Source organism: Streptomyces sp. NPDC025721, assembly GCF_055558595.1.
The window spans coordinates 418,842-440,680 of record NZ_JBVHMF010000003.1; the positions used below are offsets into that span (position 1 = coordinate 418,842).

Consider the following 21,839-nt stretch of genomic DNA (forward strand, 5'->3'; position numbering starts at 1 on the left):
GACTTGCCTCATAGGTAAGGTCTAGGGGTCGGGGGGCCCTTCAGTTTTCGGGCAGCAGTCGGGATGGCGAAGCAGGTGGAGATGTTCAGCAAGGCGACGAGGAGCCGTCCGAGCGCGCGCCGGAGTGGTCCGGCCGGCTCTGACTGGTCTCCGTACGGCCGCCTGGAGGACGCCGCCGACGCGTATTTCCTGCACGCGGACGTCGCGCTCGACGCCATCGAGGGTGTGCTGGGCCGCCGCCGCGTGCGCGGCTTCACCCTGGAGCGGGTGGTCGACCTGACCGAGGCGGGCACCTCGGTGTGGCAGGAGGCCGCGGTGTGCGACGGGCGGCGGCTGATCCTGTGGCACAGCGAGGAGTTGGCGGACGACAAGGCGCCGGGCGGCACCGTACTGGACTCGTCGGTGCAGGTGCTGCCGCTGGACTCGATCGGGCACGTCGGGATGCGCACCCTGGTCGGCCGCGACGAGGGCGGGCAGCGGATCGACCGCGGGGTCTATCTGGTGCTGGCCACCGCGATGCCGCACGAGATGAGCGCGGTGCAGGCCGACCCGGATTCGCCGCTGCCGGTCGCCTCCGCCAAATTCCGCCCCGAGGCGTTCCGTTTCAGCAAGTCCCTGGACGACGGCGGCGCCGGGCAGATAGCGCGACTCATCGCCTTCGGGCGGCTGTTGGGGCGGCTGGTACCGAGCTGAGCGCGGCGCTGGGCCGGGCCGTCATGAGGACGGGCTGAGCCGGGCCGTCATGAGGACGGGCGCTGGGCCGCGTCGAGGCGGGCGCCACGCACGGCCCCGCGCGCGTCGAGCGGCACGGGGCCATGACCGGCCCATCGGACCGACATCGGCACGGGGCCGTGGCCGGCCCCCTTCGGGCCGACCCGTCGCCACGTCCTCGCCTTACGCCCCCGCGAGCCCGGCACGCTCCAGCGCCTCGACGCCCGCCCGTACGCCCGCGATCCGCTCGTCCCGCGTGAATCCGGCGGGCGTGATGTTGAGCGTGGTGACCCCGGCGTCGGCGTACTCGCGCAGCCGGTCCGCGATCCGGTCGACCGTGCCGAGCAGGCAGGTGGAGTCGATGAGGTCCTGCGGCACGGCCGCCCCCGCGCCGTTCTTGTCGCCCGCCAGGTACTTGTCCTGGATCTCGGCGGCCTCCTTCTCGTACCCCATGCGCTGCGCGAGCTGGTTGTAGAAGTTCTGCTTGCGGCTGCCCATGCCGCCGACGTACAGCGCGGTGTACGGGCGGAAGATGTCGGCCAGCGCCGGGACGTCCTCGCCGAGGGCGAGCGGCAGGGTCGGGCTGACATCGAAGCCGTCCAGCGTCAGACCGGCCTTCTCGCGCCCGGCCCTGATGTGCCGCAGCGCGGTGTCCTCCAGGTGCGCGGCGGACGGGAAGATCAGCAGGGCGCCGTCGGCGATCTCGCCGGTCTGCTCCAGGTTCTTCGGGCCGATCGCGGCGATGTAGAGCGGGATGTGCTCGCGCTCGGGGTGCACGGTGAGCTTGATCGGCTTGCCGGGGCCGCCGGGCAGCGGCAGCGTCCAGTGCTCGCCCTCGTAGCTCAGCCGCTCGCGGGACATCGCCTTGCGGACGATCTCCACGTACTCGCGGGTGCGGGAGAGCGGCTTGTCGAACTTGACGCCGTACCAGCCCTCGGAGACCTGCGGGCCCGACACGCCGAGACCGAGGCGGAACCGGCCGCCGGACAGCGAGTCCAGGGTCGCGGCGGTCATCGCCGTCATCGCGGGGGCACGCGCCGGGATCTGGAAGATCGCCGAGCCGACGTCGATCCGCTCGGTCTGCGCGGCGACCCAGGAGAGCACGGTGGGGCCGTCGGATCCGTACGCCTCGGCGGCCCAGCACACGTCGTAGCCGAGCCGGTCCGCCTCCTGGGCGACGGCGAGGTTGTCCGCGTCCATCCCGGCGCCCCAGTAGCCGAGGTTGATCCCGAGCCGCATACCGCTCCTCTTTCCGCCGCCGTGTCGTCGCTGTCGCGTCGTCGCTCTCGCGTCCGTCGCTGTCAGGTCTTCGCTGTCATGTCACCGCCGTCGTCCGCCGACATACTGGCGAGTAACGTCGTTGTACCTCCGGACTGTAGCGCCCCGCCGCGGCACGGGGCCCTGTCAGGTACGTCACTGCCGCCCATTCGGCCGGTGCGGGCAGTAATCTCAGCGCCCATGGAGCATAGGCACCTGGGCCGCACCGGGTTGCGCGTGTCCCGACTCGGTCTCGGCACGCTCACCTGGGGACGCAACACCGGCGAACGCGACGCCGCCGACCAGCTCAAGGCGTTCTGGGACGCCGGGGGCAGCCTGGTCGACACGGCGGACGTGTACGCCGACGGCGGCGCCGAGTATCTGCTCGGGCGGCTGATCGAGGATCTCGTGCCGCGGGCCGATCTGGTGATCTCCACCAAGGCGGGCAGCGTGCCGGACCCCGACCGGCGGTTCGACGCCTCGCGCGGACACCTGCTGTCCGCGCTCGACGCGTCCTTGCAGCGGCTGGGCACGGACTACGTCGACCTCTGGCAGGTGCACGCCTTCGACCCCGGTACGCCCACGGAGGAGACGCTCCAGGCGCTGGACATCGCCGTCAGTTCCGGCCGCGCGCGCTACGTCGGCGTCTCCAACTTCTGCGGCTGGCAGCTCGCCAAGGCCGCCGCGTGGCAGCTCGCCGCGCCCGGGCGGACGCCGCTGGCCAGTACGCAGATGGAGTACTCGCTCCTCCAGCGGGGCGTGGAGCGCGAGGTGCTGCCCGCCGCGATCGACCTCGGGGTCGGCCTGCTGCCCTCCTCGCCGCTCGGCCGCGGTGTGCTCACCGGCAAGTACCGCAACGGCACGCCGCCCGAGTCGCGCGGCGGCTCCGACGACATGGCCGCCTTCGTCGCCCCCTACCTCGACGAGACCGCCCGGCTCATCGTGGACGCCCTCGCGATAGCGGCCGACGGCCTGGCGGTCTCCCCGCTGCACGTCGCCCTCGCCTGGGTACGCGACCGGCCCGGTGTCGCCGCCCCCATCCTCGGCGCGCGCAACGCGCAGCAGCTCATCGCCTCGTTGTCAGTGGAGGCGCTTACGCTTCCGGAAGAGATCTGCCTGGCGCTCGACGACGTGTCAGCACCCCTGCACCGCTATCCGGACCACGACTGGAGCACGCTCTGAACGGCACGCAAGCCTCCCGCCGGTCCACCACCCCACGGAGGCCGCAGTGACCGAATCCCCCACTCCCCCGCCCCGCGCGGACACCCCGCCGCCGAGCGGCCCCGCCGGAGGCCCGGCGAACCCACCGGCCGCCGCGGACGGCCCGTCCTCCGGGGGCGGCTCGCGGACGGCCCCGCAGGAGCGGCCCACGGGCACGGCGTCCGCCGCGGTGCCGGGGAGCCGTGCCGCCGCCAAGCCGGTCGCCGACGTGGCCGCGCTGGCCGCCGCCGTCCGCTCGATCGAGCGCGGCGACAATCCGGCGGCGCCCGCGCCGCGCGGTGACGCGGCCGAAGCCCGCCGCAAGCGGCGCGAGGCGATGGCGGCGGAGGCCGCCACCATGCAGGCCGCGGAGGCGGCGGAGGTCGGCGCCGGTGCCCCGGCGGGGACGGACGGCGCGGACGGCGCGCCGGAGGCCGACGCGGAGGCGACAGACGACGCCCAGTCGTCCGTGGAGGCGACGGACGGGGGCGGGGACGAGGACGGCGCCGAGGAGCCGTCAGGGGCCGGAACGGAGGCGTCCGAGACGGGAGTTACGGCCCCGGACGCGGGGGCGGACGGACCCGCGTCGGGAGCCACGGGTCCTGCCTCGGGGCCGCGGCCGTCCGCCGGGGCCGACGCGCCCCAGAGCGAAGTCACAGGCCCCGGCACCGCTCCGCAGGCATCGGCCGGGGCCGATGGCCCTCAGGACGGGCGCGAGGGCCACGGCGAGGCGCAGACGGCCTCCGGGGCGGGCGCGGCGGCCGGTGTCGAGGCGCGGCCTCGGGCCGGGGCGGGCGCGGCGTCCGGCGGCGGGGCGGCTTCGGCCGGGGCGCGGGTGCGCGAGGGCGGCTTGCGGAAGGCGGCCGTTGATCCGGCGGCCGTCGCGGCGGCGAAGGCCGCGCTGGAAGAGGGCGGCGCGCCAGGGGAGTTGGCGGAGGCGGCGGTCAGGGCGCTCGGGGAGCGGGCGGGCGAGGCACTGCGGGAGGACCCGTGGCTGGTGCTCGGCCTGCCCGGCGTACGGGTGGAACCGGCGGACACCTTCGCCCGCGCGCTGCTCGGCGCGCAGTGCCGCCCGGACGACGAGCGGCGGGCGAACGCGCTGGTCGGCTGGCTGCTGGAGCGCGCCGCCGAGAAGGGGCACACAGCCCTGCGGTCGGCAGAACTACAGGCGGAGCTGGCGGCCCGCGCCGTACCGGACCCGGCGGCGGCCGTGGCCTCCGCCGTGGCCGACGGCCAGGTGCTCGTCTTCCCCGAGCACCCCGCGACGGCCTCGGAGGCCGCGAACGAGGAGGAGGACGAGGACGGCGCGGCGGACGTACCGCTGCTGATCGGCCTCGACCGGTACGCGCTGGCGGAGGAGAGCCTGGCGGACGGCTGTGTGCGGCTGCTGCGCTCCTTCGAGGGCGACCACGGCACGGACTGGGAGAAGGCCGCAGCGGGCGCGCCGTCGAAGTCGGCGGCGGAGTTGATCAGGGCCGCCGCGGGCAGCGGCCTGGTCGTGCACTCCGGCGGCGAGGCGGCCCGCGAGGAGCCGACCGCCCTGGTGGCCGCGGCGCGCGCGGCGGGCCTGCGGGCGTACGCCGCCGCGTACACGGCGAACGGCAGGCGGCGGCTGGCCGAGGCCCTCGGCGAGGACGCGGCCGTGACGGTCGAGGCACTGCTGGCCGGTACGCAGGGCCCCGGCAGGTCCGGCGACGGTGCCCTCGCCCTGGACCTGCTCGCGGTGCTCGACGCCCAGCAGTTGGGCATCGAGGAGGCCGCCTCGCTGGTGGAGGCGGTGCCGGACGGCGCCCGGCTGGTGTTCAGCGGCGACGAGCACGCGATGTGGTCGGCGGGCCCCGGTCTGGCCTTCGCCGACATGCTGGCCGCCAAGTCCTGCCCGCGGGTCGCCTCCCGCACCCCGGACCCCGGCCCGATCGGCGAGCTGGTCTCGCTCATCGGCATCGGCGAACTCGCCCCGGTCGAGGCCCCGGACAAGGAGGTCGTCGTCGTCCCCGTACGCGACCCGCGCGAGGCCGTGCACCGTACGGTGCAGCTCGTCGCCGACTCCGTACCGCGCGCCATCGGCGTACCGGCGGAGCGGACCCAGGTGATCACGCCGGGGCACGGCGGCGCGGTCGGCACCCGCGTGCTCAACGCGGCGCTCAAAGAACGGCTGAATCCCGGCCCCGGCCGCTTCGCCGGTTTCGACCCCGGCGACCGCGTCGTCCACGTGCCGGTCCCCGGCCGTACGCTGCCCGGCACGGTCGTCGGCGCGGAGCCGGACGGACTGCGGCTGGAGTGCGAGGACGGGCCGGTGCTGGTGCCGCGCGCGGACGTGGCGACGACCGTACGGCACGCCTGGGCGATCACCGGGCACCAGGCGGCCGGGATGCGCTGGCCCGCGGTCGTGGTGGTCGTACCGGGCGACGCGGGGCCGCTGCTCACCCGCTCCTGGGTCTACACGGCGTTCGCCCGCGGCGAGCGGCACCTGTCGGTCGTCCAGGGCGCGGATCAGGGCCTGGCCCAGGCCGTGGCCGGTCCCCAGGCCGCGCCGCGCACGACCCGGCTGGTGACCGTGCTGCGGGAGCTGGCCGCCGACTGACGGGCGGCGCGGGCCCCGTACGGCTCAGCCGCCGCCCACCGGCCCGGCGGCCCCGTACGGCTCAACCGCCGCCCACCGGCCCGGCGCGCCCGTACGGTCCCGTCCCGCCGCCCACCGGCTCCGGACGCGCCTGGGGGCGGACAGCGCCCGCTGTCCGCCCCCTCCTGGCGCTCGGGCGACCCGCTCAGTCCGGGTCGAGCACGCTCAGCTCGTCGTCGAAGACGGCGCTCACGTCGAAGCGGCAGATGACGAGCTGCGGGTCGGCCTGCTCGAAGGGCGCGTCCAGCCACTCCCCCGGTTCCGCGGCCTCCGGCACGGCCGACACCCACACCGTGGAGTCGCCCTCCTCCAGGCCGAACTCCTTGTGGCGCTGGGCGATCTCGTCCGGCTCGTACTCGCCGAAGATCACCCCGACCGCCGCGTTCACCGTGGCGTCCGCCGCGCCGTCGCCGTCATCGGCCCTTCTGGCCTGCGCGAACAGCCGGGTGGGCTCAACGATCGTGTAGTCGCGGCGGATCAGCACACTGATGGCCTCCGGGTCCTCGGGACCGGTGTACTCCGGCAGTGAGTCGCCCGCGGGCACCTCGAAGGGAGTCACCTCGTCGTAGGTGTCGTACAGCAACTCGTCATACGACTCGGCGGCCGAAGCCAGCGACTCGAACGCCGCGTAGACGGCGGGATCGTCTTCGCCCGTACGGTTCTCGATCGCCTCGAGGTGGCGGTCCAGCGCGGCCTTGACCGCCTCGACAGCGGCTCGGACCTCGGCAACGGTGGGCTGCACGTCATCAGACATGAGGCAGACGCTATCCGCACCGGGGCGTTGCCCGCACAATAGATGCGATGCCGGAATACGAATTCAGAGAGATGTACGTCGCACGCGGGGTCTCCCGCAAGGACGCGACACGACTGCTCACGGACGAGGCCGAGTACGGGCACTGGGAACTGGACCGGGTGCGCCTCTACCCCGACGGCAGCCGCAGGGTGCGGTTGCGCCGCCGGATCATCCGCCAGGTGCGGGCCACATGGTGAGACGCGCGACGGTGGGACGCGGGGTCCGCCGCAGACACGGCCCGGCCCCGGAGCGCGGCATACGCGCTTCCGGGGCCGGTTCCGACGGTTCGGACCACAGGGGTTCCGAACGCCTTCGGACTACTTGTTGACGCAGTAGTTGCCGAAGGCCGGGTTGAGCAGACCGATCACGGAGACCGTGTTGCCGCACAGGTTCACCGGCACGTGCACGGGGATCTGGATCAGGTTGCCGGACAGCACACCGGGCGACTGCACAGCGGCGCCCTGGGCGCCGGAGTCGGCGACAGCCATGCCCGCACCCGCGAGCACGAGACCGCCGGTGACAGCCGCAGCGGCTACGACCTTCTTGATCATTTTCTTCCTCCTGATTGACAAGTGCGGTCCCAGCCGCGGACCACACACGTCGTAACGAAGCCGGAGGAATAGAGCTACGAAAGCACTGGATCATTCACTCGTCCCAGCGATCCGGGCCGCCCGTACTCGTACGGGCGGCCGAACCGTCAGCAGTTCTCGATGAAACGATCGAGCACCCGGACCCCGAACCGCAGGCCGTCCACCGGCACCCGCTCGTCAACACCGTGGAACATCCCGGCGAAGTCCAGCTCCGGCGGGAGCTGGAGCGGCGCGAAGCCGAAGCAGCGGATGCCCAGGTCGTCGAAGGACTTCGCGTCGGTGCCGCCGGAGAGCATGTACGGCACGGCGCGCGCGATCGGGTCCTCCGCCTTGAGGGCGAGCTGCATGGCGTCCACCAGGGAGCCGTCGAAGTCCGTCTCCAGCGCCTTGTCGGAGTGCACCGACTCGCGCTTGACGCGCGGGCCGAGGATCCGGTCGAGGTCGGCCAGGAACTCCTCCTCGTAGCCCGGCAGGAAGCGGCCGTCGACGTGGGCGGTGGCCTGGCCGGGGATCACGTTCACCTTGTAGCCCGCGCCGAGCATCGTCGGGGCCGCGGTGTTCCGCAGGGTCGTGCCGATCATCTTGGCGACGCCGCCGAGCTTGGCGAGCGTCGTCTCCATGTCCTCCGGGTCCAGCTCCACCCCGAAGGCGTCCGACAGCTCGTCGAGGAAGCCGCGGACGGACTTGGTGACGCGGACCGGGAACTCGTGCCTGCCGAGGCGCCCGACGGCCTCGCACAGCTCGGTGATCGCGTTGTCGTTGTTGGTCATCGAGCCGTGCCCCGCGGTGCCGTCCACCGTGAGCCGCATCCAGTGCATGCCCTTCTGGGCGGTCTCGATCAGGTACAGCCGCAGGTTCTCGTTGACGGTGAAGGAGAAGCCGCCGACCTCGCCGATCGCCTCCGTCACGCCCTCGAAGAGGTCGGGGTGCTTGTCGACCAGGTGCCGGGCGCCGTACACACCGCCCGCCTCCTCGTCCGCGACGAAGGCGAGCACGATGTCGCGCGGCGGCTTGCGCCCGCTGCGCAGCCGGTCGCGTACGACCGCCAGCGTCATCGCGTCCATGTCCTTCATGTCGACCGCGCCCCGGCCCCACACGCAGCCGTCGGCGATCTCGCCGGAGAACGGGTGGTGCGTCCAGTCGTCCGCGTTGGCCGGGACCACGTCGGTGTGCCCGTGGATCAGCAGCGCGGGCCGCGAGCGGTCCTCGCCCTCGATCCGCGCCACCGTGGACGCCCGGCCCTGGTGCGACTCGAAGATCCGCGGTTCGAGGCCCACCTCGGCGAGCTTCTCCGCGACGTACTCCGCCGCCGCCCGCTCTCCCGGCCCCGAGTGGTCGCCGTAGTTGCTGGTGTCGATCCGGATCAGCTCACTGCACAGGTCGACGACCTCGTCCTCGCCCGTGACCGTCCCGTTCTCCGCCCTGCCCGGCCCCGACTCGCTCACGCTGTCTCCTCGCTCGTTGCCTGCCGCGTCCGCCCACCACCCGGGCGACCGCGGCCGATGCCTCCCCCCATCCTCCCCCGACACCCCCACCCCGCCCAAGGCTCCCCTCCGGGCCCTCACCCCGGGCCCCGCGCACAGCCCCTTCATCGGCCCCCTCGGCCCGCTCCGCGCCCGTGATCGACGTGACCGGATCTTTGCTATGGTTTACCTCGTCGCCACGGCCCATAGGCCGAGGTGACACACCCCGTCCGGGTGGCGGAATGGCAGACGCGCTAGCTTGAGGTGCTAGTGCCCTTTATCGGGCGTGGGGGTTCAAGTCCCCCCTCGGACACATCTTCTCTCTTTACAGGGCCGCCTTCGGGCGGCCCTTTTCGGTGTCCGGCGCGCGGGCTCCTGCGGTGTCCGGCGCGCGGCGGCGCCGTGGGGGTGGAGGGCCGGGCGGGGAGTCATCTCCACCCTTGGTTCCACCCATGGGTCCAGGTGCTTCGTGCCTGGTCGCAGCAGTCTTGGGGGCATGACATCGACCGAGTGGATCACCGACATCGCTCTTCTCCTCGTCGTCTTCCGGCAACTGCGGGAAGGCCGACTCGACCTCAAGACCTTCCTGATCCCGCTGGGCATCGTGGCCTTCGTCGCGAACTCGTACCTGGACACCATTCCCACCGCGGGCAACGACCTGGTGCTCATCGGAGTGCTGATGAGCGTGGGCGCCGCGCTCGGCGTCGCCGGCGGCATCTACACCCGCGTCCGGACCGTCGACGAGCACGTCCTGATCAAGGCCGGCGCCGTGTCGGCGATCTTGTGGGTCGTCGGCATGGGGGCGCGGATGGGCTTCCAGTTGTGGACCGAGCACGCGGGCGGCGCCCACCAGGTCGCCCAATTCAGCGTCGCCCACCACATCACCAGCGATCAGGCGTGGGTCGCGGCGTTCGTACTGATGGCGCTCACCGAAGTCGTGACGCGGCTCGCCACCATCTTCATACGGAGCCGGATGCAGATGACGCCGCGCACCGTGCCCGTCCTCAGCCGCAGGGCCTGACCGTGCGTTATGTTCTCCCCGTGCCCGCGACAGACAGCCCCCCGCCTCCTGGGAAGACCGTGGCCCAGGAGGCGGGGGCGCGGCAGGTGCCGGGACAGGACCCGTGGATGCAGTGGGCGATGACCCTCGGGGTCGTCGTCGCCGGAGTCCTGACGATCCGCCCCCTGGGCTTCAGCGGCCGGGGGCTGGTCGTCGCCGTCCTGCTCGTGATCAACTCGGCGGTGCTGCTGGCCCGGCGCCTGCCCGAGGACAGGATTCCCCAGGGCCTCGTGCTCCCGTGGCTGACGGTCGGCATCGCCGCGGCGGTCGCCCTGATCGGTGTCAGCCGCAGCGGTACGGGCTATCTCTTCGCCTTCTTCCTCGCCGGTCACATCGGATACCGGCTGGAGACCAGACCGGCTCTCGTCCTCGCCGGGATCTGCAGTCTGCTCTGCGGCGGGGTGCTGTACTTCCGTCTCGGTCCCGGGCACGACGAGCTGCCCTGGGTGCTCGGTCTGGCCACCGGCACTCCGGTGCTGGTGGGCATACTCAACCGCAGCCAGCGCCAGGCCGTACAGGCGGTGATCGCGGCGGCCGAGTCGGCGGAGCGCGCCGCGCGGGCCGAGGCGCGGACGGCCGCGCTGACCGAGCGCAGCCGGATCGCCCGGGACGTGCACGATGTGCTGGCGCACTCGCTGGCCGGGATCAACATGCAGTTGGAACTGGCCGACGCGCTGCTCGACACCGGGGACCTGGAGAAGGTCAGGGAGGCCAACGACAAGGCCCACGGTCTGGTGCGGGAGAGCCTCAAACAAGCGCAGTGGACGGTGCACGCGCTGCGCGAGGACTCGCTGCCGCTGCTGGAGAGCCTGACGGCGATGCTGGAGTCGTCGGGGCACCGCGATGTCCTGACCGTCACCGGGACCGCACGTGAGGTCCCGGCCCGGGTGGTCCAGAATCTCCTGCGTATCGCTCAGGAGTCGCTGACCAACGCCGCCCGGCACGCTCCCGGCGGCGATGTCGGTGTGGAGCTGACGTACGCCGCCGCGTCGATCACGCTGGCGGTGCGCAACGGCCCCGCCACGCGCGAGGTGAACGCGGTGGTCGGCAGCGGCATGGGGCTGATCGGAATGCGCGAACGCGTCGCCCTGCTGGGCGGGACGGTGACGGCGGGACCGGTCACGGCCGGTCCCGACCAGGGCGGCTGGAAGGTGGAAGCAGTGATTCCGGTATGACCGAACCGACCGAGAGGCCGCGGCGGCTGAGGGTGGTCGTCGCCGACGACCAGGCCGCCGTACGGGAACCGCTCGCCGCGGTGCTCGGGCTGTCCGAGGACATCGACGTCGTCGCGTCCGCCGCGGACGGGAGCCAGGTGCTGGCGGCTGTCGCCGCCGGGCCGGTGGACGTGGTGCTGATGGACCTGCGCATGCCGGTGATGGACGGGATCGAGGCGACCCGGCGGCTCGGCGAGGAGCACCCGGACGTGGCGGTGGTCGTACTGACCACCTTCGCCGACGACGACTCGATCCTCGGCGCGCTGAGCGCGGGCGCCCGCGGTTATCTGACGAAGAACGCGGGGCGCCAGGACATCATCCGGGCGATCCGTGCCGCCGCCGCGGGGCAGTCGGTGCTCGACCGCGAGGTGCAGAACCGGTTGCTCGCCTCCGTCAGGACCAAGGCCCCGATGGTGGGCCAGGCCCTGCCGGAGGACCTCACACCCCGCGAACGCGAAGTGCTCGCGCTGATCGGCCAGGGCCTGCCCAACCGCGGCATCGCCGAGAAGCTCTTCATCAGCGAGGCCACCGTCAAGACCCACATCAACAACCTCTTCGCCAAAGCCGCGATCCGCGACCGCGCCGACGCCGTCCGCCGCGCCATCGAAGCGGGCCTGACCTGACCCGGGCGGGGAGCCGGGGCTGGTGGGGCGGCGGGTGGGGGGACGGGTGGGGGGACGGGGGGCCACTAGCATGTGGGCATGTGGGCGTATGTACCGGCGGTGTTGTTCTTTCTGGGGTTCTGTGTCGGAGTGCTGCGGGAGCGGCGTCGGTTCAGCAATGCGATTCTGCTCGGGCTTTCACCCGTCTTCGCGCTGGGTGCGTGGCTGTTTGACATAGGCAGGGAACACCCGACGTTGGGCAATGATCTCGGGGTGGCGCTGCTGACGCTCATGGCGGTGGGCGTGGTCGCCATGTCGTGGTTTCTGATTTCCAACGGCGTCGCCATGGTGCGGAAAGAGGGCAGAAGTCCGGCCAATCTGCTGTCCCTGCTGGCCGGGTTCGCGCTGCTGGCGCTCATAGCGCTGTTGATCACCGCGGTGGTGATGCACACCCGCGCGCTGCTCGTGGTCGCGGGGACGGCCACCGTCCTCGCGGGGTATGTCGTCTTCCTCTTCCTCTGTTTCATCGTCTACGGGTCGCTCTACGGATGGTTGACCGTCCGCCGCAAGACCGACTACGTCGTGGTTCTCGGCTCGGGGCTCATCGGCGGCACCAAGGTGCCGCCCCTGCTGGCCAGCCGCCTCGACCGGGCCCGTACGGTGCACCAAAGGCTCTCCTCGCGCGGCAGGCGGCCGGTGCTGCTCACCTCCGGCGGACAGGGCCCGGACGAGAAGCTGCCGGAGTCGCACGCGATGGCCGACTACCTTGTGGCGCAGGGTTTTCCGGCGGATCTGATCGAACGCGAGGACCGGTCGACGACCACCGAGGAGAATCTGCGCTTCAGCAAGTCCATCATGGAGCGGAACAAGGCGGACTACCGCTGCGTCGTCGTCACGAACAATTACCATGTCCTGCGCGCCGCGGTGACCGCGCGGCGGCTGGGCGTCAGAGGACATGTCGTGGGGGCGCCGACCGCCGCGTATTTCTGGCCGAGTGCGACCATTCGCGAATTCGTCGCGATGCTCATGACGTATTGGCGCACCAATCTCACCATCTGCCTCCTCGTTTTCGCGGGAGGCTTCTTCATCTGGTGGCTGAGCTGACTGCCGGACGGGCCCCGCGTCCGCGACGGCCGCTCGCCGGGCGGCTCGTCACCGCAGATTCAGCCGCTTCATGACCTGAGGGTCGAGGGCGCCCGCGCGGCGCCGGAAGGCCGAGACGGGCACGCGCCGCAGCTCGTTGGTCTCCAGATAGCTCTGCCGGCCCCGGGCGTCGTCGACGGTGCCCGCGGGAAGCGGTACGACTCCGGGCAGCTCCTCGTGGTGCTGAGAGGTGATCTTGGCGACCCGCGCGGTCCCGCCGCGCACCGAGACGACCAGGCAGGGACGGTCCTTCGAGCCGGCCGTGTCCTCGTACGGCACGTCCGCCCACCACACCTCGCCCCTGCGCGGCGCGGCGCCGCCGCCGGACGCGCCGCCCGACCGCCGTACGGGGGCTTCTCCGCTACGCCGCACGCGTCCGGCCGCCACCACGGCGGCCACCAGCGCCACGACGACCACGGCGCCCAGGACGACCCACATCGGCGTGCTCATCGGCTTCTCCTCTTCCTGTACGGGTGTGCGGACGAATGTACGGACGGCAGGACCGTGCGACACCTGCCCCGGTCGTGCGCCGCGACAGCGGTGAGTAGTGGCATGCTTGCGCTGTGGACACAGCGAAACTTGAACTGGCAGCGCACCGCTACGCCGAGGCCGAGGACGCCCTCCAGGCGGCGGCGATCGACCTCAAGGCCGAGAGCGCGGCGGTCCTCGCCAAGGGCGGCGACGAGCACGAGGTGGCGGACGCCGTCGGCCGCCCGCCCGAGGAGATCCGCGAGCTGTGAGCCGCGCGGTCCGCCTTCCGGCGCCGCTCAGACCTCGCGCCACCGCGCGTTGGCCCAGGAGAACAGCCCGAAGGCGATCAGGCCGACCGCGATGAGCACCAGCAGCCACGGGCCGACCGGCGTGTCGGCGAACGAGCGCAGCGTGTCGTCCATGCCCTTGGACTTGCCCGCCTGGTGCTTGACCGCCGCGGCCACGGCGAATCCGCCGGCCGTGCCGAACAGCACGCCTCGCGCGGTGCCGCCGAACATGCCGAGGAAGTCCACGGCCTGGCGCTGGCGCCGCGACATCTGGCCCATCTTCAGGTGCTTGTGGAACTTGCGCATGAGGGCACGGACCGCGATCCACACACCGACGCAGAAGACGGCGACACCGGCGACGGCGACGATCCACTGGCCGCCCGGCCAGTCGAGCACCTTGGCCGTCACGTCGTCGGTCCTCTTGTCGGTCGACCCGCTGCCGCTGCTCTTCTCACCGGCCGCGTAGGCGAGCACGGAGTACGAGACGAAGGCGTAGAAGACGCAGCGGCCCGCGGCCATCGCGCGCTTGGTGGGCTTGTCGCCGTCGGGTCCCGCCTGTCCGAAGGCCGCTTCCGACAGCCGCCACAGGGCCATTCCGGCCAGGGCTATGCCCAGCAGCCACAACAGGACGTCCCCGAACGGCTTGTGCGCGATCTCGGCGAGCGCGCCGCCGCGGTCGGCCTGTTGGCCTCCGGCGTCGGAGAAGGCGATGCGCACCGCCAGTGCGCCCACCAGGATGTAGATCACCCCTCGGGCCGCGAACCCCGCGCGGCCCGCGACGGCGACCGCCTTGCTGTCGGCCGCGCGTCTGGCGTTGTGACGGCCCGTCGATGCTGCTGCTTGCGTCTTCACACAGGCCGACTTCCCCGATCGGCGGAGTTGAGGCACCCGCTATGGAACGACGTCCTTCGCGTCCCCCGAACCGTCCTGCGCGGGTAGCCCGACGCCGGGCGGCGGCGTACCGGATGCCGTATCCGTCGCCGTACCGGTGGGCGAGGGCACGGTCGGCGGGTCGAACCTCACCTCGACGTGCTGGAAGCCCTTGAAGACCTCCGTGGCGGCGTACGAGGTGTACACCTCGCGGTCCGCGCGGCTGAGCACCACATTGTCGGTGAACGGGGTGAGCAGGCTGCGCGGCCAGAGCCGCCGGGCCCGCACCGCCGCCACCTCAGCGGTGAGGACGAAGATCAGCGCGCCCAGGTAGATCCACGTGATCAGGCCGAGGACGATCCCGAACAGCCCGTACGTGGCGGTCGCCCCGCGCAGCTCGTGCCGGACGTAGTACGTGCCCGCCCACTGCACGAACTGCCAGGCCAGCGCGGCGGCCAGCGCCGTACCCGCCGAGGAGCGCAGCCGTACGGTGCCGACCGTGAAGTAGCGGTACGCGAACAGGAGCAGGCCGGTGTTGACGGCCGTGGACAGTACGGTCGCCGCGATCCGCAGCAGCACGACGGGGTGGACGCCGAACGCGCGGGCGTCCGACGCGAGCGAGGTCAGCGCGGTGGTGGCGGCCAGGCCCACGCCGAAGACCCCTACCACCAGCAGGCTGCGCAGCCGGGAGCGCAGCGGGTTCGGCCGGTCGTGGCGCGGCACGGCCCAGATCTTCAGCAGAGTGTTCTGCGCGGCCTGGGCGACACCGAGCGCGCCGTACAGGCCGCCGATCACACCGGTGACGACCGCGAGCGTGTTGCCGTGGAACGACCGGATGTTCTCGCCGATCTGATCGCCGATCACCGGGAACTGGTGCAGGGCCGAGTCGACGACCTGCTTCTGGAAGTGCGCGTCGTTGTGCAGCAGGAAGCCGAGCACCGACACCAGGAGCAGCAGCACGGGGAAGACCGACAGGAAGGCGTAGTAGGCGATCAGCGCCGTGAGGTAGCCGCCCTGGTCCTCGCCGAATTTGTACACCACCGCCAGCGGCAGCCCGATCCAGGTGTGCTCGCGCTGATAGGCGTCGAATCTTCGGACCATGCCCACGATCGCCACCACTTCGTCGTCGTCGGGCCTGCCGCCGCACGTCACGCGGCTTGGTCCCTGTCACGGCGGTTTCCCCGTGAGCGCCGGTACAGACCACGGGTCAGGAGGCGGGCCGTGGAGGTGACCTTCGTCTCCTGCGGGTGACCGGTCCCTGACCTCCTGCGGCCCCCGCCCGCGGTCTCCGGTGCGCTGTGCGGTCACAGCCAGCCGCGCTCGCGGGCGAGGCGCGCCGCGACATGGCGATTCTCGGCGCCGACCTTGGTGGCGGCGGACGACAGGTGGTTGCGTACGGTGCCGACCGAGAGCATCGCGCGGGCGGCGATGTCGGCGACGGGCGCCCCCTCCTCGGCCATGGCGAGCAGTTCCGCCTCGCGGGGCGTCAGCGGGGAGTCGCCCGCGGTGATGGCGTCGGCGGCCAGCTCCTGGTCGACATAGCGTCCGCCGTCGTGCACGGTACGGATGATGCGGGCGAGCTGCTGCGCGGAGACGGTCTTGGGTACGAAGCCGCGCACCCCCGCGCTCAGCGCGCGCTTGAGGGCCCCGGCCCCGGCGTGGCTGGTCACGATCATCGTCGCGCAGTCGGGGAGTTCGGCGCGCAGGTGTTCCGCGACGCTGATTCCGTCGCCGCGCGGCATCTGGAGGTCGAGGACGGCGACGTCCGGCCGGTGGGCCCGTGCCATGGCGAGGGCCTCGTCGCCGGAGCCCGCCTCGGCGGCGACGAGGATGTCGTCCTCCAGGGCGAGCAGCGAGGCGAGCGCTCCGCGGATGAGGTGCTCGTCGTCGGCGAGCAGGACCCTGATCATGGTGTTTCCTCCCACGGGATGGTCACGGTCAGGCGGAAGACGCCGGCGGAGCGTTCGCTGGTCGTGAGTGTGCCCTGGAGCTGCGTCAGACGCTCTTCGAGTCCGGCGAGACCGCTTCCGCCGGGTGTGGTCCCGTCCGCGGAGGCCGCGTCCGCCGTGCGGCTGCCCGCCGTGGTGGCGGGCCCGTGGCCGCCTCCCGCGCTCCCCGCGCGGTGGCCGCGCCCGCCCCGGTGGTCGCTGCCGTCGTTCTCCACGACCAGCGTGACAGCGCCCTCGCCGGTGTCGCGCAGGGACACCTCGCAGCGGGTGGCGTGCTGGGCGTGGCGCAGCACATTGGTGACGGCCTCGCGGATGACCCAGCCGAGCGCGGTCTGGATGTCGTCCGGGAGGCGGGCGGCGGGACCGTCGCTGATACGGCAGGGAATCCCGGCGGCCTTCAGGACCTCGCGGGCCCCCGCGAGTTCGGTGTGCAGGTCCGCGGTGCGGTATCCGCGCACGACGGAACGGATCTCGCGCTGGCTGTCCTGCGCGATGCGCTGCACCTCGTACATCAGGTCGACGGCCTCGGGGCTGCCGCGTTCCGCGAGCTTCGCCGCCAGTTCGCTCTTCAGGGCCACCACGGCGAGGTTGCGTCCGAGGATGTCGTGCAGGTCGCGGCCGAAGCGCAGGCGTTCCTCGGCCACGGCCAAGCGGGCCTGGGTCCCGCGGGCCGCGGCCAGCTCCTCGATCAGGAGCACGCTCCAGCCGGAGGCCCGCAGGGCGAGGGCCATGAACGGGACGAGGAACAGGGTCCCGCCGACGACCACCGCCAGCGACTCCCCGCGCAGTCCGGTCGCGAAGACGGCGACCAGCGAGCCCAGCGTGACGGTCGAGACCAGGGCCGTACCCGCCCGCAGGGACAGCGCCAGCATGGGCGGGCCCGCGTAGAACATCATCAGCCACAGCACGTACGGCGCGAGGTCCTTCCCCTCGACGCGGTCCTTCGCCTGCAACACGCAGCCGACCGCGACGGCGGCGACCGTGACGGCGGTGTAGAGGGCGGCCAGCAGGTACGGCCGGGGCGCCAGGCCGATGTAGGCGCGGAGTCCGGCGCGGGAGAGCAGTGCCTGGACGACGACGTGGGCAGCGCCCAGGACAGCGACCGCGATCCAGAGCGGGCCCACGTCGTTCGTGACGACCCACAGCGTCCACAGGCCCGCCTCGAACAGGGCGAAGCAGGAGAGGGAGTTCAGGGTGTAGCGACGGTAGCGGTCCGTGCCGTGCCGGTGGCCGAGCCACTCCACCCAGCTCTGCACGCTCGCCAGCCCGGCCGTTCCCGTGGGTCCCGTCGTGGTCCCTGTGGTTCCCGCAGTCACCGTCGCCCCTTCGTCCCTTCGTCCTTCGAGTCCTTCGGTCCTTCGAATCCTTGAGTCCTACGAGTCCTACGTGTCCTACGTGTCCGGCGCCGTGCGCGCCCGGCCTTCCCGTCGGCCGCGCGGACGCCCAGCGCCGAGGCTCGGCGCTCAATGCCGATGCCCGGCGCTCAGTGCCGAGGCTCCCAACGGAACCACTTCCGCACGCCGAGCACGGCCACGCCGATCCACACCAGCGCCGTGAGAGTGAGCCGGAGCTGGTCCGTCCCGTCCACATTCCCCGTCCAGCCGCCGCGCAACAGGTCCATGACCGGGGTGAACGGCAGGAACGCGCCGATGCGCGCCACCGTGTCCGGCAGGGTGTCGCGGGGCAGGAACATCCCGGAACCGGCCATGCTCACCAGCATGAACGGCAGAAAGGTCAGTTGGGCGCTCTCAGCCGTCTGGGTGAAGGCGGCGGTGAGCGCGGCGCCCACGACCAGCAGCACGATACCGAGGAGCAGGCCGAGGACCAGCAGGTGAGGTGCCTCGGGGGCGGGCATGTCGAGCAGGACGGCGAGTCCGACGCCGAGCAGCAGGGACTGCACGACCGCCATCAGGACCGCGGGCAGCGCGCCGCCGGTCAGGATCTCGGCGTCGCGGACCTCTCCCGAGCGGAGCCGCTTGAGGACAAGGCCCTCGCGGCGGGTGACGTACACGCCGACCATGTTGGTGTAGATCGCGAAGAACAGCGCCATGCCGAGGGCGCCCGGCACCAGCACGGTGGCGACGGACAGGCCGGTGCCGCCCAGGTCCAGGCTCTTCACGGCGCTGCGCATCGACACGGCGATGACACCGGGCAGGACGAGGGCCGTCATGAGGGCGGCCTTGCTGCGGACCAGCAGGATCAGTTCGGCGCGGCCGAGCGCGGCCAGGCGTTCGGTGCTCTTACGGGACCGGCGCGCGGTGTCCGTGGGTGCCGTGGTCGTCGTGGTCGCGGAGGTCATCGCGTCGTCTCCTGGCGGTCGTCGGCCCGGTGGGTGGCCCGGTGGTCGGCTCGGCGGTCGGATCGCTGCTCTGTGCGGTCGCCGCCACGGTGCTCGTCCGGATGCTCGTCCCGGTGGTCGAGCTCTTTGGCGATGTCCATGAACGCCTCTTCCAGTGACGCGGAACGGACGTCGAGGCCGGTCAGTTCGACGCCCTGGTCACGGGCCCAGCACAGCAGCTCGGTGGTGGTGTGCTGGAGGTCGCGGGTCTCCAGGCGCATCTTCTGCCCGGTGACCTCGTGTGCGGTGACGCCGATCGACCGCAGCGGCGGCAGGTCGGCGGGGAAGCGGCCCCAGGGCAGTTCGAAGGTGATCCGCGCGGGCCGCTCGGCGACCACGTCCGCGACGCGTCCGGTGCTGGCGATCCGGCCCGCGTGCATGATGGCCAGCCGGTCCGCCAACTGCTCCGCCTCTTCGAGGTAGTGCGTGGTGAGCAGCACCGTGGTGCCCTGCCGCTTCAGCTCTCCGATCAGCTCCCAGGTGTCGTGCCGGGACTGGGCGTCGAGACCGGTGGTGGGCTCGTCGAGGAAGAGCACCTCCGGCCGTCCGAGCAGCGCGAGCGTGAGGTCGAGGCGGCGCCGCTCGCCGCCGGAGAGCTGCTTGACCCGCACCCCGCGCCGCTGCTCCAGCCGCGTCAGCTCCAGGGCCTCCGCCACGGGCCGGGCGCCGCTGGTGCAGCCCGCCCACATGTCGACGGTCTCCGCGACGGTCAGCTCGGTGGGGAAGCCGCCCTCCTGGAGCATCACTCCGATACGGGGCCGCACCGCGGCACGCTCGCGGTAGGGGTCGGCGCCCAGCACCCGTACGGTTCCCGCGCTGGCGGGCGCCTGCCCCTCCAGGATCTCCAGCGTCGAGGTCTTGCCCGCGCCGTTCGTCCCCAGCAGAGCGAACAGCTCGCCCCGCCCCACGCTGATGTCGACGCCGCGTACGGCCTCGAAGCCGCTGTAGCTCCGCCGCAAGCCGGTGGTTTCGATGACTGTGTCCATGTCTCAAGGCTGTCCGCCCGTCGGCGCTTCGGGCCGTGTGGTCTGTCATGACTGTTCATGACGAATGTCATGGGCGGGGACCGCCCCGGACCGGGCGGGGCCGCCGCGCCGTAAATCGCTCCGGGTGTCGTCCCCGCCCGTGCGAGGATGCCGCCATGCGGTCACGGCTGCCCCTCGGGGAGAAGTTGCGGGACGAGTTGGGGACGCCCCGGCGGGGCCGCCGGCTGGGGAGCAGTCCGCGCTCGCGGGTGTGGCGGGCCGAGCTGGCCGGAACTCCCGTGGTGGTCAAGCAACTTGTCGACGCGCCCGAAGCCGACGAGAGGTACGCCCGCGAGGTGGCCGCGCTGCGGCTCGCGGGCCGGGTCGATCCGCCGGTCGTGCCGACGCTGCTGGGCACCGACGCGCGGGAGCGGGTGCTGGTGCTGGAGTACGTGGAGCACCGGCCGCCGCGCGAGGAGTGGATCGTCGACTACGCCGGAGCACTGGCCCGGCTCCACGCGGCGACCAACGGCGATGCGGACGACGGGGACGACGGCGACGGCAGCGACGGCAGCGACGGCAGCGACGGCTCGGACGTACTCCCCGCCTGGTCGGGCCCGGCGCACACGGACGTCGACTCCTTCCTCGCCCTCGCCCAGGCCCTCGGCGTCGCCGTACCGCCCGCCGTACGCGGCGAGTTGGACGACCTCGTGGACCGTACGTCACGGGCGCGGGGCCGCGCTCTGCTGCACGGCGACCCGTGCCCCGGCAACGACATGCACACCGACGACGGCGTCAGATTCATCGACTTCGAGCAGGCCGCGTTGGGCGACGGAATCGTCGAACTCGCCTATCTGCGCGTCGGTTTCCCGACCTGCTGGTGCGTCACCGCCCCCGCACCCCCGCTGCTGGAAGCGGCGGAGGCCGCGTATCGCGACGCCTGGCGCCGGGCGACGGGCACGGACGTCCCGGGTGATCTCACCGACGCCTGCGCCGGTTGGCTGCTGCGCGGTGACGCGCTGGTGCAGCGGGCCGAGCGCGGGACCACCGACCGCCTGGCCCTGATTCCCCACCAGGACTGGGAGTGGGGCACGGTGACGGCCCGTCAGCGACTGGTCCACCGGCTCGGCGTCGTCGGCCGCGTGACCGCCCAAGAGGGCCGCCTGCCGGCTCTCGGCCGTCTGGCCCCCGCGATGCGCGAAGCGATGCTCACCCGCTGGCCCGCCCTTCAACCGCCGCCCGCCCGCAGGCCGTAGAGCAACGGCTCGCGCGCCGCCGGGACGCCGACGGGCCCGCCCGGCGCCGGTCGCTGCGCACGGCGACCGACTTCGCCGTGCCGACGAGGGCCCCCGCTCCCTCGTCGCCGTTATCGGTCCGGCCGTGGGGTCAGGCTGTCGCGGAGGGCTCCGGGGCGTCCTGGGGGAGGGTGACGGCCAGGGCCGCGAGGACGCCGCCGTCGACCGGGATGTCCGTGCCGGTGACGAATCCGGCGCGGGTGCCGGCCAGGAAGGCGATCACCTCGGCGACCTCGCGGGGCTGGGCTATGCGCCCTATCGGGTGGCTGCGGCCCCACTCCCCGAGCAGTCGCCGCACCCCTTCGTCGCTGCCGTCGCTGAACCGTGCCGCCGAGTGGCGCAGCATCGGGGTGTCGACGGAGCCGGGGCAGACCGCGTTGACCCGTACTCCGAAGGGGGCCTCGTCCACGGCCATCGAACGGACCAGCGCGTTCAGCGCGCCCTTCGCCGCCGCGTAGGCGGCCACGTTGGACTGCGCGGCGCGCGACTGCACGGACGAGACCACGACGACGGAGCCGCCGGAGGCGCTGCGCCGCAGGTGGGGCAGGGCGGCGCGGGCGGTCAGGAACACTCCCTTGACGTTGACGGCGAACACCTCGTCCCAGGTCTTCTCGTCGGTGTCGGCGACCGTCCCGTAGCGCTGGATGCCCGCGGAGGTCACCAGCACGTCGAGGCCGCCGTACTCGCTCACGGTCCGCGCCACCGCCGCGGCGACCGCGTCGGGGTCCGAGACGTCCGCGACGACGGGCAGTGCTCGGCCGCCCGCCTCCGCGATGGCCGCGGCCGTCTTCTCCGTGTCGTCGGCGTCCACACCGCAGACGGCGACAGCGGCGCCCGACGCGGCCAGCAGTTCCGCGGCGGCGCGGCCGATACCGCTCGATCCGCCCGTGACCAGCGCGACGCGACCGGCGTGTTCCTCACTCATACGTTCCTCTCCAGTCCCACGGTGTTCGCCAACCGGAGCGCCTGCGCGGCCGGATGACCGAAAACTGTTGCCGTCCGAGCTTG

22 protein-coding genes and 1 tRNA gene are annotated in these 21,839 nt (G+C 72.6%); 11 read left to right on the forward strand and 12 right to left on the reverse strand.

The features are described from left to right. The first annotated feature begins 63 nt into the window (after positions 1 to 63). Complete coding sequence (locus tag ACZ4EF_RS07990; protein WP_355333075.1) at positions 64 to 693, forward strand: hypothetical protein; 630 nt, start codon at positions 64 to 66, stop codon at positions 691 to 693. A gap of 201 nt (positions 694 to 894) precedes the next feature. Here the strand turns inward: ACZ4EF_RS07990 and ACZ4EF_RS07995 are convergent, their stop codons facing one another. Further along, the gene (locus ACZ4EF_RS07995; RefSeq protein WP_355333077.1) at positions 895 to 1,950 is read right to left on the reverse strand and encodes an LLM class F420-dependent oxidoreductase; all 1,056 of its coding nucleotides are present in this window, start codon (positions 1,948 to 1,950) and stop codon (positions 895 to 897) included. Between the two features lie 219 nt (positions 1,951 to 2,169). On the opposite strand from ACZ4EF_RS07995, the gene ACZ4EF_RS08000 reads away from it, so the two are divergent. Then, a complete protein-coding gene (locus tag ACZ4EF_RS08000; RefSeq protein WP_355333079.1) occupies positions 2,170 to 3,150 on the forward strand; it encodes an aldo/keto reductase in 981 nt (326 codons plus the stop codon). A 376-nt stretch (positions 3,151 to 3,526) separates the two neighbouring features. After that, positions 3,527 to 5,752, forward strand: a complete 2,226-nt coding sequence (locus tag ACZ4EF_RS08005) for a helix-hairpin-helix domain-containing protein (protein WP_467503397.1) — start codon at positions 3,527 to 3,529, stop codon at positions 5,750 to 5,752. A 184-nt stretch (positions 5,753 to 5,936) separates the two neighbouring features. On the opposite strand, the gene ACZ4EF_RS08010 is transcribed toward ACZ4EF_RS08005, so the two are convergent. Then, positions 5,937 to 6,545, reverse strand: a complete 609-nt coding sequence (locus tag ACZ4EF_RS08010) for a hypothetical protein (RefSeq protein WP_391161087.1) — start codon at positions 6,543 to 6,545, stop codon at positions 5,937 to 5,939. A gap of 47 nt (positions 6,546 to 6,592) precedes the next feature. Between ACZ4EF_RS08010 and ACZ4EF_RS08015 the strand changes: the two genes are divergently transcribed. Further along, positions 6,593 to 6,781 carry a DUF5703 family protein gene (locus ACZ4EF_RS08015; protein ID WP_188283518.1) on the forward strand — a complete coding sequence of 63 codons (189 nt, stop codon included), beginning with the start codon at positions 6,593 to 6,595 and terminating at the stop codon, positions 6,779 to 6,781. Between the two features lie 120 nt (positions 6,782 to 6,901). Here the strand turns inward: ACZ4EF_RS08015 and chpH are convergent, their stop codons facing one another. Together chpH and ACZ4EF_RS08025 are read right to left on the reverse strand one after the other, a co-directional pair. Then, positions 6,902 to 7,135, reverse strand: coding sequence for a chaplin ChpH (gene chpH, locus ACZ4EF_RS08020; protein ID WP_355333084.1), 234 nt, complete (start codon positions 7,133 to 7,135; stop codon positions 6,902 to 6,904). Between the two features lie 146 nt (positions 7,136 to 7,281). Continuing rightward, positions 7,282 to 8,619, reverse strand: a complete 1,338-nt coding sequence (locus ACZ4EF_RS08025) for a M20/M25/M40 family metallo-hydrolase (RefSeq protein ID WP_355333086.1) — start codon at positions 8,617 to 8,619, stop codon at positions 7,282 to 7,284. Between the two features lie 246 nt (positions 8,620 to 8,865). Between ACZ4EF_RS08025 and ACZ4EF_RS08030 the strand changes: the two genes are divergently transcribed. The 5 genes from ACZ4EF_RS08030 to ACZ4EF_RS08050 all read left to right on the forward strand — a co-directional run bounded on the left by ACZ4EF_RS08030 (position 8,866) and on the right by ACZ4EF_RS08050 (position 12,617). After that, positions 8,866 to 8,950 (forward strand) — tRNA-Leu (locus ACZ4EF_RS08030). Positions 8,951 to 9,133: 183 nt separating this feature from the next. Further along, the gene (locus ACZ4EF_RS08035) at positions 9,134 to 9,658 is read left to right on the forward strand and encodes a hypothetical protein (RefSeq protein ID WP_467503348.1); all 525 of its coding nucleotides are present in this window, start codon (positions 9,134 to 9,136) and stop codon (positions 9,656 to 9,658) included. A gap of 107 nt (positions 9,659 to 9,765) precedes the next feature. Continuing rightward, positions 9,766 to 10,872 carry a histidine kinase gene (locus tag ACZ4EF_RS08040; protein ID WP_391048654.1) on the forward strand — a complete coding sequence of 369 codons (1,107 nt, stop codon included), beginning with the start codon at positions 9,766 to 9,768 and terminating at the stop codon, positions 10,870 to 10,872. Continuing rightward, positions 10,869 to 11,534 (forward strand): response regulator transcription factor, encoded by a 666-nt coding sequence (locus ACZ4EF_RS08045; protein WP_355333091.1) that lies wholly within the window; start codon positions 10,869 to 10,871, stop codon positions 11,532 to 11,534. Before ACZ4EF_RS08040 ends, ACZ4EF_RS08045 begins: the two co-directional genes overlap by 4 nt. A 78-nt stretch (positions 11,535 to 11,612) precedes the next feature. Further along, on the forward strand, positions 11,613 to 12,617 hold the full coding sequence (locus tag ACZ4EF_RS08050; protein ID WP_355333093.1) for a YdcF family protein: 1,005 nt from the start codon (positions 11,613 to 11,615) through the stop codon (positions 12,615 to 12,617). Positions 12,618 to 12,665: 48 nt separating this feature from the next. Here the strand turns inward: ACZ4EF_RS08050 and ACZ4EF_RS08055 are convergent, their stop codons facing one another. Continuing rightward, positions 12,666 to 13,106: a type II toxin-antitoxin system PemK/MazF family toxin gene (locus tag ACZ4EF_RS08055; protein WP_467503350.1), complete on the reverse strand. Its 441-nt coding sequence runs from the start codon at positions 13,104 to 13,106 to the stop codon at positions 12,666 to 12,668. A 113-nt stretch (positions 13,107 to 13,219) separates the two neighbouring features. Between ACZ4EF_RS08055 and ACZ4EF_RS08060 the strand changes: the two genes are divergently transcribed. Then, positions 13,220 to 13,396, forward strand: a complete 177-nt coding sequence (locus ACZ4EF_RS08060; RefSeq protein WP_355333097.1) for a hypothetical protein — start codon at positions 13,220 to 13,222, stop codon at positions 13,394 to 13,396. A 27-nt stretch (positions 13,397 to 13,423) separates the two neighbouring features. Here ACZ4EF_RS08060 and ACZ4EF_RS08065 read toward each other — a convergent pair whose 3' ends face one another. The 6 genes from ACZ4EF_RS08065 to ACZ4EF_RS08090 all read right to left on the reverse strand — a co-directional run bounded on the left by ACZ4EF_RS08065 (position 13,424) and on the right by ACZ4EF_RS08090 (position 19,557). Continuing rightward, complete coding sequence (locus tag ACZ4EF_RS08065; RefSeq protein ID WP_467503352.1) at positions 13,424 to 14,266, reverse strand: DUF1206 domain-containing protein; 843 nt, start codon at positions 14,264 to 14,266, stop codon at positions 13,424 to 13,426. 39 nt (positions 14,267 to 14,305) lie between these two features. Continuing rightward, the gene (locus tag ACZ4EF_RS08070) at positions 14,306 to 15,436 is read right to left on the reverse strand and encodes a YihY/virulence factor BrkB family protein (RefSeq protein ID WP_355333102.1); all 1,131 of its coding nucleotides are present in this window, start codon (positions 15,434 to 15,436) and stop codon (positions 14,306 to 14,308) included. A gap of 152 nt (positions 15,437 to 15,588) precedes the next feature. After that, the gene (locus ACZ4EF_RS08075; protein ID WP_355333104.1) at positions 15,589 to 16,194 is read right to left on the reverse strand and encodes a response regulator transcription factor; all 606 of its coding nucleotides are present in this window, start codon (positions 16,192 to 16,194) and stop codon (positions 15,589 to 15,591) included. After that, entirely contained in the window at positions 16,191 to 17,549 is a 1,359-nt protein-coding gene (locus tag ACZ4EF_RS08080) for a sensor histidine kinase (protein ID WP_467503354.1), read from the reverse strand. Before ACZ4EF_RS08080 ends, ACZ4EF_RS08075 begins: the two co-directional genes overlap by 4 nt. Before the next feature lie 167 nt (positions 17,550 to 17,716). Then, complete coding sequence (locus tag ACZ4EF_RS08085; RefSeq protein WP_355333109.1) at positions 17,717 to 18,532, reverse strand: ABC transporter permease; 816 nt, start codon at positions 18,530 to 18,532, stop codon at positions 17,717 to 17,719. Beyond that, positions 18,529 to 19,557, reverse strand: a complete 1,029-nt coding sequence (locus tag ACZ4EF_RS08090; protein ID WP_467503356.1) for an ABC transporter ATP-binding protein — start codon at positions 19,555 to 19,557, stop codon at positions 18,529 to 18,531. Before ACZ4EF_RS08090 ends, ACZ4EF_RS08085 begins: the two co-directional genes overlap by 4 nt. A 155-nt stretch (positions 19,558 to 19,712) precedes the next feature. Between ACZ4EF_RS08090 and ACZ4EF_RS08095 the strand changes: the two genes are divergently transcribed. Further along, on the forward strand, positions 19,713 to 20,792 hold the full coding sequence (locus ACZ4EF_RS08095; protein WP_467503358.1) for a phosphotransferase family protein: 1,080 nt from the start codon (positions 19,713 to 19,715) through the stop codon (positions 20,790 to 20,792). Between the two features lie 130 nt (positions 20,793 to 20,922). Here the strand turns inward: ACZ4EF_RS08095 and ACZ4EF_RS08100 are convergent, their stop codons facing one another. Continuing rightward, positions 20,923 to 21,756 carry an SDR family NAD(P)-dependent oxidoreductase gene (locus ACZ4EF_RS08100; protein WP_355333115.1) on the reverse strand — a complete coding sequence of 278 codons (834 nt, stop codon included), beginning with the start codon at positions 21,754 to 21,756 and terminating at the stop codon, positions 20,923 to 20,925. Positions 21,757 to 21,839 lie beyond the last annotated feature (83 nt).

Bases quoted from the DNA above. Each gene is read 5' to 3' on its own strand.
- ACZ4EF_RS07990 (WP_355333075.1), top strand. From the start codon at position 64: ATGGCGAAGCAGGTGGAGATGTTCAGCAAGGCGACGAGGAGCCGTCCG.
- ACZ4EF_RS07995 (WP_355333077.1), bottom strand. From the start codon at position 1,950: ATGCGGCTCGGGATCAACCTCGGCTACTGGGGCGCCGGGATGGACGCG.
- ACZ4EF_RS08000 (WP_355333079.1), top strand. From the start codon at position 2,170: ATGGAGCATAGGCACCTGGGCCGCACCGGGTTGCGCGTGTCCCGACTC.
- ACZ4EF_RS08005 (WP_467503397.1), top strand. From the start codon at position 3,527: ATGCAGGCCGCGGAGGCGGCGGAGGTCGGCGCCGGTGCCCCGGCGGGG.
- ACZ4EF_RS08010 (WP_391161087.1), bottom strand. From the start codon at position 6,545: ATGTCTGATGACGTGCAGCCCACCGTTGCCGAGGTCCGAGCCGCTGTC.
- ACZ4EF_RS08015 (WP_188283518.1), top strand. From the start codon at position 6,593: ATGCCGGAATACGAATTCAGAGAGATGTACGTCGCACGCGGGGTCTCC.
- chpH (WP_355333084.1), bottom strand. From the start codon at position 7,135: ATGATCAAGAAGGTCGTAGCCGCTGCGGCTGTCACCGGCGGTCTCGTG.
- ACZ4EF_RS08035 (WP_467503348.1), top strand. From the start codon at position 9,134: ATGACATCGACCGAGTGGATCACCGACATCGCTCTTCTCCTCGTCGTC.
- ACZ4EF_RS08040 (WP_391048654.1), top strand. From the start codon at position 9,766: ATGCAGTGGGCGATGACCCTCGGGGTCGTCGTCGCCGGAGTCCTGACG.
- ACZ4EF_RS08045 (WP_355333091.1), top strand. From the start codon at position 10,869: ATGACCGAACCGACCGAGAGGCCGCGGCGGCTGAGGGTGGTCGTCGCC.
- ACZ4EF_RS08050 (WP_355333093.1), top strand. From the start codon at position 11,613: ATGTGGGCGTATGTACCGGCGGTGTTGTTCTTTCTGGGGTTCTGTGTC.
- ACZ4EF_RS08055 (WP_467503350.1), bottom strand. From the start codon at position 13,106: ATGAGCACGCCGATGTGGGTCGTCCTGGGCGCCGTGGTCGTCGTGGCG.
- ACZ4EF_RS08075 (WP_355333104.1), bottom strand. From the start codon at position 16,194: ATGATCAGGGTCCTGCTCGCCGACGACGAGCACCTCATCCGCGGAGCG.
- ACZ4EF_RS08085 (WP_355333109.1), bottom strand. From the start codon at position 18,532: ATGACCTCCGCGACCACGACGACCACGGCACCCACGGACACCGCGCGC.
- ACZ4EF_RS08090 (WP_467503356.1), bottom strand. From the start codon at position 19,557: ATGGACACAGTCATCGAAACCACCGGCTTGCGGCGGAGCTACAGCGGC.
- ACZ4EF_RS08095 (WP_467503358.1), top strand. From the start codon at position 19,713: ATGCGGTCACGGCTGCCCCTCGGGGAGAAGTTGCGGGACGAGTTGGGG.
- ACZ4EF_RS08100 (WP_355333115.1), bottom strand. From the start codon at position 21,756: ATGAGTGAGGAACACGCCGGTCGCGTCGCGCTGGTCACGGGCGGATCG.